11 protein-coding genes are annotated in these 12,819 nt (G+C 72.1%); 7 read left to right on the top strand and 4 right to left on the bottom strand.

From position 1 onward, the window contains the following. Nucleotides 1–718: type IV pili methyl-accepting chemotaxis transducer N-terminal domain-containing protein (locus ACG2DA_RS04540; protein WP_395254286.1), on the bottom strand; the 718-nt coding region annotated here is incomplete at its 3' end. Nucleotides 719–819: 101 nt separating this feature from the next. Between ACG2DA_RS04540 and ACG2DA_RS04545 the strand changes: the two genes are divergently transcribed. Continuing rightward, complete coding sequence (locus tag ACG2DA_RS04545; RefSeq protein WP_395254287.1) at nucleotides 820–2,145, top strand: molybdopterin molybdotransferase MoeA; 1,326 nt, start codon at nucleotides 820–822, stop codon at nucleotides 2,143–2,145. Nucleotides 2,146–2,159: 14 nt separating this feature from the next. On the opposite strand, the gene ACG2DA_RS04550 is transcribed toward ACG2DA_RS04545, so the two are convergent. After that, nucleotides 2,160–3,068 carry an NAD(P)-dependent oxidoreductase gene (locus tag ACG2DA_RS04550; protein WP_395254288.1) on the bottom strand — a complete coding sequence of 303 codons (909 nt, stop codon included), beginning with the start codon at nucleotides 3,066–3,068 and terminating at the stop codon, nucleotides 2,160–2,162. Between the two features lie 183 nt (nucleotides 3,069–3,251). Between ACG2DA_RS04550 and ACG2DA_RS04555 the strand changes: the two genes are divergently transcribed. From ACG2DA_RS04555 to ACG2DA_RS04570, 4 genes are all read left to right on the top strand, one after another. Then, nucleotides 3,252–4,157, top strand: a complete 906-nt coding sequence (locus ACG2DA_RS04555; protein ID WP_395254289.1) for an aminotransferase class IV — start codon at nucleotides 3,252–3,254, stop codon at nucleotides 4,155–4,157. A gap of 193 nt (nucleotides 4,158–4,350) precedes the next feature. Then, entirely contained in the window at nucleotides 4,351–4,683 is a 333-nt protein-coding gene (locus ACG2DA_RS04560) for a hypothetical protein (protein ID WP_395254290.1), read from the top strand. Nucleotides 4,684–4,905: 222 nt separating this feature from the next. Further along, the gene (locus tag ACG2DA_RS04565) at nucleotides 4,906–5,901 is read left to right on the top strand and encodes a 3'(2'),5'-bisphosphate nucleotidase (RefSeq protein WP_395254291.1); all 996 of its coding nucleotides are present in this window, start codon (nucleotides 4,906–4,908) and stop codon (nucleotides 5,899–5,901) included. Between the two features lie 6 nt (nucleotides 5,902–5,907). Then, nucleotides 5,908–7,866, top strand: coding sequence for an SLC13 family permease (locus tag ACG2DA_RS04570; RefSeq protein ID WP_395254292.1), 1,959 nt, complete (start codon nucleotides 5,908–5,910; stop codon nucleotides 7,864–7,866). On the opposite strand, the gene ACG2DA_RS04575 is transcribed toward ACG2DA_RS04570, so the two are convergent. Together ACG2DA_RS04575 and ACG2DA_RS04580 are read right to left on the bottom strand one after the other, a co-directional pair. Further along, entirely contained in the window at nucleotides 7,860–9,476 is a 1,617-nt protein-coding gene (locus ACG2DA_RS04575) for a permease prefix domain 1-containing protein (RefSeq protein ID WP_395254293.1), read from the bottom strand. The two genes, ACG2DA_RS04570 and ACG2DA_RS04575, sit on opposite strands and share 7 nt — an antisense overlap. A gap of 13 nt (nucleotides 9,477–9,489) precedes the next feature. Beyond that, on the bottom strand, nucleotides 9,490–9,888 hold the full coding sequence (locus ACG2DA_RS04580; RefSeq protein WP_395254294.1) for a PadR family transcriptional regulator: 399 nt from the start codon (nucleotides 9,886–9,888) through the stop codon (nucleotides 9,490–9,492). Between the two features lie 334 nt (nucleotides 9,889–10,222). Between ACG2DA_RS04580 and ACG2DA_RS04585 the strand changes: the two genes are divergently transcribed. Both ACG2DA_RS04585 and cydB read left to right on the top strand, forming a co-directional pair. Then, a complete protein-coding gene (locus ACG2DA_RS04585) occupies nucleotides 10,223–11,740 on the top strand; it encodes a cytochrome ubiquinol oxidase subunit I (RefSeq protein ID WP_395254295.1) in 1,518 nt (505 codons plus the stop codon). A 51-nt stretch (nucleotides 11,741–11,791) separates the two neighbouring features. Next, entirely contained in the window at nucleotides 11,792–12,814 is a 1,023-nt protein-coding gene (gene cydB, locus ACG2DA_RS04590; protein ID WP_395254296.1) for a cytochrome d ubiquinol oxidase subunit II, read from the top strand. Nucleotides 12,815–12,819 lie beyond the last annotated feature (5 nt).

Genomic DNA, 12,819 nt, shown 5'->3' on the forward strand with positions numbered 1-12,819 from the left:
GGCCGGCCGGCCGCAGCACGAACAGGCCCACCGCCGCCAACGCGATCAGCACCAGGAACGTCAGCCCCCAGCCGGTCCGCCGCAGCGCCGCCACGCGGGCCTGCGCCTCGTCTTCGTAGAGGGACACGATCCGGTCCATCCGCGGCAGGTACTCCCGTTCGGCGGCGAGCAGCGCCCGGCGGCGCTCCGCCGGGTCGCCGCGGCCGGCGATCAGGTCGGCGGCGGCCCGGCGGGCGGCGTCGAAGTGCGGCTCCAGCTCGTCGAACGCGGCCCTCACCGGCGGGGGGTTCTTTCCCGGCAACTCCAGGGCGGCGTCGCCGTTCCGCAGCCCGCGGTGGGAGCGGGTCCACAGCGCCAGCGTGTCCCGCAGCTCCTCGCGGCGGGCGGCCCGTTCGTCGGGGGAGGCGGCGTCTTCCCCGGCCAGCGCCGCCTTCGCCAACCGCTGGCTGAGCATCCGCTGCCGGCCCGCCACGTTGATCACCGGCGCGTCGGTCGTCAGGTCCAGCAGGGCCGGCTGCACGAGCGTTTGGTTCGCCACCGCCAGCAGCGCCGCGGCGGTCATCGCGGCGGCGAACCGGCGGTTCAGCATCCGGCGCGGATCGGCCTCCGGGGCGGCCGGTTCCGGCGCCGCGGACGCGGTCGGTTCCGGCGCCCGGCGCGCGGTCGGCCCGGAAGATGCAGGCTCCGCGACGGCGGGCGGATCGGCGGGGTCGATCATGGGCGGTTCGGTTCGTGCTCCGGGAGGGGCGGGCCGCTTCGCTCCGACGGCGCCCGGGGCCAACTCCGACCTACCGTACTCTCTCGCCCCCGCATGCCGGCATGCCCACGTTCGCCTTCGACAGCCCCGCCGCCGCGATCGACGCCTCCCGGGCGGCGTTGGGGACGGTCGGCACGGAGGAGGCCCCCCTCGCCGAAGCCGTCGGCCGCGTGCTGGCGGTCGCCCCGACGCTGGACCGCGACAGCCCGGCCTGCGACCTGTCCGCGATGGACGGCTACGCCGTGGGCGCCCCGGACCTGCCGGAGGACGCCGGCTCGCTGTCGGTCGTGGGGGAGGCCGCCGCGGGCAGCCCGCCGCCGGAGCACGTCGCCGGGTCGGCGGTGCGAATCTTCACCGGCGCCCCGGTGCCGGAGGGCTGCGACCGGGTGATCCGTCAGGAACAGGTGACCCGCGGGAGCCGCGGCCAGGCCGGAACGGACCGCATCGCCGTGCCCGCCGGGCTGGCCCGGGCCGTGCCCGCCGGGGCGAACGTCCGGCGCCGCGGGGAGAACGGCTGGGCCGGCGACCCGATCGCGGCGCCGGGCGCGACGGTGAACGCCGCGATCGTCGCGGCGGCGGCGGCCTGCGGGTACGCCGTGCTGACGGTCCGACGCCGGGTGCGGGTCGCGGTGCTGGTCACGGGGGCGGAGGTGCGGTCCTCGACGCTGCCGGCGTCGGCCCCGCTGCGGGACGCCGACGCCCGCCTGCCCGTTCCGCGGGACCTCGCCCCCTGGGACGTCCGCGACGCCAACGGCCCCGCCGTCGCCGCCCTGCTGGCCCGCCGGCCGTATCTGCGCGTCTCCCCGCCGGCGTACGTCGGCGACGACCCGACTCTGCTGGCCCAGACCCTCGCGGTGCTGCTCGACCGGCACGACGCCGTGGTGACGACCGGCGGGGTCTCCGTCGGCGAGTACGACTTCGTCCCCGACGCCGTCCGGGCGATCGGCGGACGCCCGCTGTTCCATGGCCTGCCGGTCCGCCCCGGCAAACCGGTTTTCGCCGCGACGGTGGGGGCCGGACCGGGCGGCGCCGGGTCCGGCGGGGGGCGGTTGCTACTCGGCCTGCCGGGCAACCCGGCGGCGGCGCTGTGCCTGGCCCGGCGGATCGGCGTCGACCTGCTCCGCCACGTCGCCGGGTTCCCGGGGCCGGAGCCGACGGCGCCGGTGGAGATCCCGCCCCCGGACGATCCCGCCGACCGCCCCCTGCCGCTGTGGCGGTTCCGTCCGGTCCGACTGAACGAGGACGCCGCGACGGCGGGACGCCCGACGGCGGAAATCGTCGACGGCCGCGGCGCCTCCGACACCGTCGCCCTGTCCCGATCGGACGGGTTCGTCGAACTCCCCCCGCACGCCGCGTCCGCCGGCCGACAGACGTTCCGGGCCTGGTGAGGCCGCCCGCCCCACTATTCGCCCCACGGCCGGCCGGCGAGGTCCGCGACGACCCGCACCAGCGCCTGGGTGCCGTCCCGCCCGCCGCCGGCGGCGGCGACGGCGTTATAGAGCTGCCGGGCGAGGGCCAGCCCCGGCAGGCAGAGGTTCATGCGGTCCGCTTCGCTCAGGGCCAGGCCGAGGTCCTTGAGGAAGTGCTCGACGTAGAACCCGGGGGCGAAATCGCGCTTCAACATCCGCGGCGCCAGGTTCGAGAGGCTCCAAGAGCCCGCGGCCCCGCCGCTGACGCTTTTCAACACCGTCTCTAAATCCAGCCCCGCCCGGGCGGCGTAGACCAGCGCCTCGCAGACGCCGACCATATTGGAGGCGATGAGGGTTTGATTGACCATCTTCGTGTGCTGCCCGGCCCCGGGGCCGCCCTGCAACACGACCGTTTTGCCCAGCACGTCGAACAGCGGGGCGAGGGCGTGGAACGCCGCTTCGTCCCCGCCGCACATGATCGACAGCGCCCCGTTCCTCGCCCCCACGTCCCCGCCGCTGACGGGGGCGTCCAGACTGCGGACCCGCCGTTTCTCGGCGGCCTCGGCGATCTCGACCGCCAACGCGGGGGCGCTGGTGGTCATATCGACGAGGATTGAATGAGGTCTCGCCCCGGCGAGCACGCCGTCTTCCCCCAGCACGACGGCCCGCACGTCGTGCGGATAGCCGACCATCGTGATCGTCACGTCGCTGTTCTCCGCGACGGCCCGGGGATCGTCGGCGAGCGTCGCCCCCTTCGCCGTCAGCGGTTCGGCCTTCGCCGGGGTGCGATTATAAACGGTGAGGGAGTAGCCCGCGTCCAGCAGCCGCTCGGCCATCGCGGCGCCCATCACGCCGGTGCCGATCCAGCCGACGCGGGTCGTTTCGGGGGAGACGGGCGACATCTTTTGAAGGCGGAAGGGGGCAGGCGGAGGGCGGATGGGGAACGATCGCCAACACTAACCCGAAGCGTCAGCGAGGGCCTCCGCGCAGCGGGAGCCGCGTCCCGCCGGGCGGCGGGCGACGCCCTCGCTGACGCGTCGGGTTGGTGTGACGCGGGGGTCGGAGAGATTCTCTAAGCTGCCCCGGTGACCGCCGCCGCCCCGCCGCCCGATCGCCCCGTCGCCTACCTCGGCGGTCGGCTGCTGCCCGCGGCGGACGCGGCCCTGCCGCTGGACGACGCCCTGGCGACCGGCGGGGCGGCGGTGACGGAGCGGCTGCGGACCTTCGACGGCGTCCCCTTCGCCGTCGACCGGCACCTCGACCGCTTGGAACGCAGCGCCGCCGGGGCGTTCATCGATCTGCCCGCCCCGCGGGAGGAGTTGGCGGAGGCGGTCGCCGCGGTCGTGCGGCACAACGTCGCCCTGCTGACGCGAACCGGGGCCGCGGGGGACGAACTGAGCGTCGGCCTGTTCGTCTCCGCCGGTTCGCCCGGCGGGCCTTCGCGTGCAGGGGTGACGACGACGGTCCTCGAAGCCGAACGGTTCGCGGCGGAGTATCGCGAGGGCGTGCGGCTGGTCGTCCCGGCGACGCGGCAGATCCCCGCCGTCTGCCTCGATCCCCACATCAAAACCCGCAGTCGGCTGCATTGGCGGATCGCCGCCCGGCAGGCGGCGACGCTCGAGCCGGGGGCGAAGCCGCTCCTCCTCCACATCGACGGGACGGTCGCGGAAACGGACACCGGCAACGTGCTGAGCGTCCGCGGCCGCACGATTTGCGTCCCGCCGCTGTCCGGCACGCTGGAGGGCGTCACGCAGGCCGTCACCCGGGAGTTGGCGACGGACCTCGGCTTTCAATGGGAAGAACGCCCGTTGACCGTCGCGGACCTGTGCACGGCGGACGAGGCGCTGGTGGCCTCCACCACGCCCATCCTGTGGCCCGCGGTTAGCATCGACGGCCGCCCGGTCGGCGCCGGCGCCCCGGGGCCGGCGTTTGCGGAACTGATGGACGCTTGGGAGCGGCTCGTCGGACGGCCGCTGCGGCCGGAAGCGTAATCAGATCGATCACACCGGGTGCGATCACGCGACAGCCGGCGTCACCGCCCGCGGAGCAGACAAATCATTACAACCTAGTTATCCACATAGGGTTACGACGTTACCTGTCGGAACTGGCATCAATCCTGCGGGAACGAAGGATCGGTGCGACGCGAACCGCGTCCCCGTTGCCTTCCCCTCATTGAGAACTCCCATGTCGTCTCGACTCCTTCCGAAAATCGTCGCCGGCGCCGCTTTGTTGAGCCTCGGTTTGCTGGCCGCCCCGAATGCGGCGGAGGCCGGCGACCGCGGCCATCGCGGTCATCGCCACAGCGGGTATCACGGCCACTACGGCACGCCGATCTACGGCTATCACCCCGGGCGCTACCGCGGCCGGTCGTTCGGCTACGACCGGGGCTACTACGGCTCCCGCTACGGCCGCGGCTACCGCTCCTTCGACCGGGGCTTCGGCTATAATCGCGGCTTCGGCTACGACCGCGGGTTTACGATCGGCACCCGGAACTTCTACCTCAACATCCGTCGCTGAACCGCGACGGACGAGGGGAGGACCGGCGCCCGCACCTCGCCGACGGCCCCCCGCCGCCGACGTCGCTCAGGGCGCCCCGCGATCCGCGGGGCGCCCTGTTTTCGTTCGGCCCGGGCGGTCGTGCGCGGCGGGCGAGAGCCATCGACAGTCGCGGATGACGGGCGGCGGACGATCCGGCTAGACTGCCGCGCCCCGCCGCGTCTCCGCTCCCGTCGTTCGTCTATGTCCGAGTCCGCCGCTCTCTCCGCCGCCGTGCAGGCCGGCCGCTGGGCCGCGGCGGCGTGCCGGGCGGTCCGCTCCGCCGCCGATCCGGCGGCGCTGGATAAGAAGGACAAAAGTCCCGTCACCGTCGCGGACTTCGCCGCTCAGGCCCTCGTCTGCCGGGCGATGGCGGAGACGTTCCCGGACGACCCGGTCGTCGGCGAGGAGGACGCGGCCGCCCTGCGGAGCGGGGAGCAGGCGAAATTCGCCTCGCAGGTGTTGGACGCGGTGAACGTCGCCGGCCGGCACTTCGACCTGCCCGCGGCCACGCTGGACGACGTGCTGAACTGGATCGACCGCGGCGGCGCCGAGGGCGGCGCCGGCGGACGGTTCTGGACGGTCGATCCGATCGACGGCACCAAGGGGTTTCTCCGCGGTGGTCAATACGCGGTGGCGGTCGCCCTGATCGAAAACGGCGTGCCGGTCGTCGGCGTACTGGCCTGCCCGAACCTGCCGCTGGCGGGCGACACCGGGGCGCTGTTCGCCGCCGAGCGGGGCGCCGGAGCGACGGTGCGGTCGCTGGAGCCGGATTCGTCCCCCGCCGCGATTTCCGCCTCGCCCCAAACCGATCTGGCCGCGGCCCGGGTGTGCGAATCGGTGGAGTCCGGCCACACCGCCCACGGGGCCGCCGCGGAGATCGCGGAGAAACTGGGCGTCTCCGCCGAGCCGCTGCGGCTGGATTCGCAGGCCAAATACGCCGAGGTCGCCCGCGGCGGGGCGGAGATTTATCTGCGGCTGCCCACCCGGCCGGGGTACGTGGAACGCATCTGGGACCACGCCGCCGGCGTGGCGGTGATCGAGGAGGCCGGCGGCCGGGTGACGGACGTGGACGGCCGCCCGCTGGACTTCACCCACGGCCGCGGCCTGGAGAAGAACCGGGGCGTGATCGCCACGAACGGCCCGCTGCACGACGCCGTGCTGGAGGCCGCCGCCGCCGTGTTGACCCCGCGGCGTTAATCCGCCGTGCCGCTCACCTTCGACATCGGCCTGACGCTGGGCGTGCTGGCCGCCTGCGTGGCGGCGTTGGTGGCGACCGCCGCCGCCCCGGACGCCGTGCTGTGCGGCGGGTTGGTGTTGCTGGTCGCCTGCGGGGTGGTGCCGCTCAGCGGGACCTATGAGAACCCCGGGGCGCTGGACGGGCTGGGGAACCCGGGGCTGGCGGCGGTCGGCATTCTCTTCGCCGTCGCCGAGGGCCTGCGGCAGACCGGGGCGGTGGAGTACGCCGGCCGTCAGCTCTTGGGGCGCCCCTCCGGCACGGCGAGCGCCGTCTTCCGGGTGGCGGCCCCGGCGGCGGTCGTCAGCGCCTTTCTCAATAACACCCCGGTCGTCGCCGCGGCGCTGCCGGTCGTCAGCGACTGGGCGAAGCGGCACGGGATGAGCCCCAGTAAAGTGCTGATGCCGCTCTCCTTCGCCGCGGTGCTGGGGGGCATGTGCACGCTCATCGGCACGAGCACGCTGCTGGTGTTGAACGGGGAGCTGGTCAAGCTCCGCACGCCGGACGGGGGCACGCACCCGGGGTTGGAATTATTCGACATCACCTGGGTCGGCCTGCCGTGCGCCGTACTGGGCGTGGCGTTTCTGGCGGTCGCCTCGAAGTGGCTCCTGCCGGACCGCACCCCGGCCGGGGCGAACCTCCGCGACACCCGCGAATACGCCGTGGAGATGACCCTTCAACCCGACAGCCCGATGGTGGGCCAGACGGTCGAGGGCGCCGGCCTGCGGCATTTGCCGGGGGCGTATTTATTGGAGATCGTCCGCGACGTGCCGGCCGAACCGTCCGACGGGGGGACGGACGCCGACGCCCCGCCCGGGGCCGCCGCCGGCCCGCCGCCGCCGCCGGCCCGGACCGAGCAGGTCGTCGCCGCGGTCGGGCCGAACGAACGCCTGCGGGCGGGCGACCGGCTGGTGTTCGTCGGCGCCGTCGACAGCGTGAAGGACCTCCGCCGCCTGCCCGGGCTCACCCCGGCGGCCGATCAGACGTTCAAACTCGACACTCCCAGCCAAGGCCAGGGCGCCCGGCAACTGGTGGAGGCGGTCGTCTCCGACGGCTACCCCTTCCTCGACCGCACCGTCCGCGAGAGCCGCTTCCGCAGCCATTACAACGCCGCCATCATCGCCGTGGCCCGCGGCGGGGAGCGGGTCGTGGGCAAGATCGGCGACATCCGCCTCCGCCCCGGCGATACGCTGTTATTAGAAGCGCCGCCGGGCTTCGTGAAGCTGCGGCGGTTCGGCAAGCACTTCTTTCTGGTCTCCGGCGTGGCGGACAGCGTCCCGCCTCGGTTTCATAAAGCCTGGATCGCTCGCGTCATATTGGCGGCGATGGTGACGGCGATGTTCTTCGACGTCCCCCCCGCCCTGGCGGCGGCGATCGCCTGCGGGGCGATGATTTTCACCCGCTGTCTGCTGATCAGCGAGGCCCGTCGGGCCGTCGACTGGAGCGTCCTCATCACCATGGCCGCCGGGCTGGGGCTGGGGGCGGCCCTGCAAAACAGCGGAACCGACGACTACCTCGCCCACCACCTGACCACCCTGGCCGGCGCCAACGCCCACGCCCAGCTGGCCGTGACGTTCCTGCTGACCGCCGTGCTGGCGAACCTCATCACCGCCAAGGCCGCCGGCGTGCTGACCTTCGGCATCGCGCTGGCGGTGGCGGAGGGTTTGAATTTGGACCCGCTGCCGTTCGTAATCGCCGTGATGGCCGCCGCCAGCGGCGTGTTCGCCGGCCCGGTCGGGTTCCAGACGAACCTGATGGTCTACGGCCCCGGCGGCTATAAAACGAGCGACTACCTGCGGTTAGGCCTGCCGCTGACGGCGCTGGTGTTCGCGGTGACGATGCTCGTCGTCCCGCAGGTGTGGCCGTTCACGCCGGCGCCGGCGGCGACCGACCCGCCGCCGGCCGTCTCGGCCGCCGTTCGTTATTGATTCGAAAACGGCGTCCCGACGCCGGCCGGGGCGTCGCCCGTCGGGTCGTCGCCCGTCATGTCGGTGGCCGTCGTGTCGGCAGCCCGGAGCGCGACGTTCTTCAGCCCGGCGCGGTTGACCGTCCGGACCGCCTCCTGCACCGCCCGGTTGGGGACGCTCTCGTCCGCCTCGACGATGACGGGCCGCAGGGGCGTCCGCGCGGCCGCCTCCCTCAACGCCGTACGGACCTCCGCTTCGGACAGTCCGTCCCGGCCGTCGACGGAGAGAATGCCGTTCTCCCCGACGACGACCAGCAGGGTCTCCATCGACATGCCGGCCCCGGTGGCGCCCGCGTCCGGCTCCGGCATCGTCGCGGCGGCGTTCCAGTCGCGTTCGGCGGCGCTGCGGCGGAGGGCGGCGAGCAGGTCTTCAATTTGCCGGTGCACCGCGGCGGTCTGCCGGACGGCCAGCAGGCCGTTGAAGTGCTCAATCGTGCCGCCCGTGCCGTCGGCGATCAGCCACGGCCCACCGAACGCGTCGCCGCCGGTCACCGAGAGGATCATGTCGACCAGTTCGTCCGCCGGCCCGGACGGGGCGTTCGGAGCGAACGGCCCGTCCACATAGCCGCCCATGCCGCCAAGGCCCATACCGCCGCCGCCCATACCGCCGCCGCCCATACCGCCGCCGCCCATACCGCCGAGTTGGTTGTGGACCGGCGGCAGGCTGAACATCCCCGCGCCGCCCTCCTGTCCGCCGCCGAAGCCTTCCATGACGTCGGCGGGCTTCGACGCCCGCACGTTGATCAGCAGGTCGCGGACGTTATAGATGCGCGTTTCCAAGTCCAGCCCCGCCGCCTCCTGCGTGGTGACGAATAGGATGCCGTTCCGAGGGACCGCGGCAAGCGGCTCCTCGTTTTTGGCCGCGGACAGCAACACGTTCAACACCGTCCGCAGCGAATAGCCGCTCAACTTTGGTGGATTATCGATCGGCAGGTCCCGCAGATCCATCCCCTGCGGGGCGAGGGCGCGACTGTCCGGCAGGATGACGATCTCGTGCTGGCTGGCCAGACCGTCGAGCGCCTCCGCGAGCGTATCGCCGGGGCGAGCGTCCAGTTCCGTGGGAGCGTCCAGCGCCTTCTCCAACGCAATCATCTTCGCCTCGTCCGGCGAGGCGGGCGCGGCCGGTCCCCCGAACGGGTCGCCGGACGCCTCGGCCGACGCGGAGAACGGGTCGCCCGGCTCCGCCGCGGGGGCCGGCTCGTCCTGGGCCAGCGCCGGGCCCGGCGGGTTCACCGCCGGATTGGGCGGGGCGAATAAATAGGCGACGGCGATGCCGCAGGCGAGGGTCGCGGCGGCGGAGGCGGTAACGCGCATGACAGTCTTTCTTCGGCGGCGGCGGGCGTGAACGGCGAACGCGAACGACATCTGCGACGCCAGCCCGGCGGCGTCGCCGAATTCTTCCAACGCCTTCCGGACCGCCGCGGCGCGGGGCACGCCCTCGGCGGTCAGTTCCTCCAGACGGGTCTCCAGGTGGTCCCGCAACTCGTCCGACAATTCCGCCCGCCGGGCCGGCTTCAACCGCAGCCGGCCCGACAGCGTTTTGAGGTAGGCGTCGAACTCCTCGGCGGGCATCGGTCCGCTCCTCTCAGGCCGGTTTGAGGGCGGGGGCGGGCGGGCCGACGGCCGGCTCCAGCAGCCCGCGGACGGTCTCCGCGTAGGCGTACCACTGAGCGGCCCGGTCGGTTAGCTTGCGGCGGCCGGCGGCCGTCAGCGTGTACCACTTGCGGCGGCGGCCCTCCTCGGTCCGCCACTCCGCGGCGATCAGCCCGTCCGCCTCCAACCGGTGCAGCAGCGGGTACAGCGTGCCGGGGTTCGCTTCCACCAACCCCCCGCTGGCGGCCCGCAGTCGCTGCTGGATCGCCAGGCCGTACGTCGCCCCGTCGGACAGCGCGGCGAGCGCCATCAGGTCCAAACTGCCGCGGACCAGGTCCGGGGCGAAGCGATCCGGGGCCGCCCGGTCGGGCGGCGGAGTCGACGCGGCCATACAGAACCCCTTGCGGCAGAGGACGGACGCCCGATATCGCTCGACGATTGCGACCGGGCCGACGCACGTTATCGCCTCCCGATAACGGCGTCAACGGGTCGCATCGATTTTTCCCGAAACGAGGGCCGCCGCCGCATACTGCGACAACGGGGGACGCGACGCGGGACTCGGCGCGTCTCCGAGAGAGAGCGGAGCGATCGCGGGGGAAACTGTGCGCCCGCGTCAAACCGCCCTGTGACCGACGGCACGGTTGCGGTCCCCGGGCGGAGGCCGACAGTGACGTCGGCCCCGCGCCCCGCACGCCGCGCCGGTCCGGGCCGGGAGGCACGCTGCGATGGACGTCCTGCTGTTGAGCCGACTGCAGTTCGCGCTCACCATCATGTTCCACTATTTATTCCCCCCGCTCACCATCGGGTTGAGCGTGGTGATGGTGTATCTCGAGGGGATGCACCTGTGGACGAAGGACGGCCGCTACCACGCCGCGGCGAAGTTCTGGACCGGGCTGTTCGGGGCGACGTTCGCGTTGGGGGTCGTCACGGGCATCGTGATGGAGTTCGAGTTCGGCACGAACTGGGCCGCCTACAGCCGCTACGTCGGCGACGTGTTCGGCAGCGCCCTGGCGGCGGAGGGCATCTTCGCCTTCTTTCTGGAAAGCGGTTTTCTAGCCGTCCTGCTGTTCGGCTGGGACCGGGTGGGGCCGAAAACGCACTTCTTCGCCACCTGCATGGTCTGCCTCGGGGGGATGTTCAGCGCCGTCTGGATCGTGATCGCCAACAGCTGGCAGCAAACGCCCGCCGGCTTCGCCCTGGTGGAGCGGGAGATCAACGGCGTGATCTATCAACGGGCGGAGATCACGGACTTCTGGGCGATGCTGACCAATCCCTCCGCCGTCCACCGACTGATTCACGTTTATCTGGGGTCCTATATCCTCGGGGCGTTCTTCGTGCTGAGCGTCAGCGCCTGGTATCTACTAAAGAACCGGCACGCGGAGTTCGCCCGCCGCAGCTTCACCGGGGGGCTGATCCTCGCGACCACGGCCAGCCTCGCCCAACTCCTCAGCGGACACCTGCAGGCCCAGAACGTGGCGGAGCACCAACCGGCGAAGCTGGCGGCGTTCGAGGGGCTGTATCAAACCGAGCAGCCCGCCCCGCTGTACCTGTTCGGCTGGCCGGACGACCAGCGCCGCGAGGTGCGGTTCGGCCTCGCCGTGCCGGCCGGGCTGTCGTTTCTGGTGCACGAAGACTTTGAAACGGCCGTGCCGGGGTTGGACGATCTCAAAGAGGACTACGGCGAGCCGCCCGTCTGGATCACCTTTCAAAGCTATCACCTGATGGTGGCGATCGGCATGCTGTTTATCGGCGCCACGCTGCTGACGAGTTATTGGCGCTGGCGGGGCACGCTGTGGGACAAGACATGGCTGCTGCGGTTTTACGTGGGGGCCGTGGCGCTGGCGTTTCTCGCCAACGAGGCCGGCTGGGTCGCGGCGGAGGTCGGCCGGCAACCGTGGGTCGTCTACCCGTCGCTGATCGACGGCGAATTGCGGGGGGGCCTGCGCACCAGCGACGCCCTCTCCGAAGCGGTCGAGGCGAGCCAGGTGCTGTGGTCGATTATTATGTTCGCCCTGATCGACCTGCTGCTGTTCGCGGTGTGGGTCTCGGTGCTGCACACGAAAATCACCCGCGGCCCGGACTGGGACTTCCCCGAACCGGCCGCCGAGGGCGCCACGGAAGGCCTGCTCGACGCCGCCGCGTACCGGCCGGATCATGATCGGTCGCTGACGGAGGCGAAGGATTCGGGGAGGGGGAATGAGGGAGGGGGGAGGGGAGACGCCCCACCGCCCGGCCCCCCCTAGCTCCGCCGCCGTTTCCCCCTCCCTCCTCCCCCTTCACTCCTCCCCCGAAGCATGGACTACGCCACCCTCTGGTTCTGGCTGCTGGGCGTCCTCCTGGCCGGGTACGCGGTGCTGGACGGATTCGATTTGGGGGTGGGCATCCTGCACCCGCTGGCGAAAAGCGACGAGGACCGCAACGTGCTGGTCAAGACGATCGGCCCGCTGTGGGACGGCAACGAGGTCTGGCTGGTGACCTTCGGCGGAGCGCTGTTCGCCGCCTTCCCGGAGGCCTACGCCACGGCGTTCAGCGGGTTCTACGTCCCCTTTATGCTGCTCCTGTTCGCCCTGATCTTCCGGGCGGTCAGCGTCGAGTTCCGGCATAAATTCGCCCACCGCCGCTGGCGGCGGGCCTGCGACTGGGGGTTCACGCTCAGCAGTTCGCTGGCGGCGGTTCTGTTCGGCACGGCGGTGGGGGCGAGCATCGACGGGGTGCCGCTGAACGAACGCGGCATCTTCGTCGGCTCCCTGGCGGACGAACTGTCGCCCTACGCCCTGCTCATCGGCGGGCTGGCCGTCGCGGCGTTCGCCCTGCACGGGGCCACGTTCCTGCGGCTCAAAACGGTCGGCGAACTGCGGGAGCGCGTCACCCGCTGGGCGTGGGGCTGTTATTGGATCTATCTGGCGACGTTCGTCCTCGCCACCGGCCTGACGCTGGCCTTCGTGCCGGACGCCACCCGCAATTTTCGCGGCTTCCCCTGGGCGGCCGTGGTGGTCGTGTTGAACCTGCTGGCGCTGGCGAACGTCCCCCGCTGCCTGCGGCGGGACCGCCCCCGGGAAGCCTTTCTCAGCACCGGCGGCACGATCGCGGCGCTGGTCTTTTTGTTCGGCACGGCCCTGTACCCGAACATGATCGTCTCCAACCCGAACCCGGCCCACAGTCTGACGATCGACAACGCCGCCAGCAGCGATTCCACGCTCGCCCTGATGGCCCTCATCGCCGCGATCGGCCTGCCGTTCGTGGCGGCGTACACCTTCGTCGTCTACTGGACCTTCCGCGGGCCGGTCACGGCGGAGGACGCGGCGACTCACCACTAACCCGA

It is taken from the genome of Alienimonas sp. DA493, from assembly GCF_043951915.1.
In the GTDB taxonomy this organism is placed as follows: domain Bacteria; phylum Planctomycetota; class Planctomycetia; order Planctomycetales; family Planctomycetaceae; genus Alienimonas.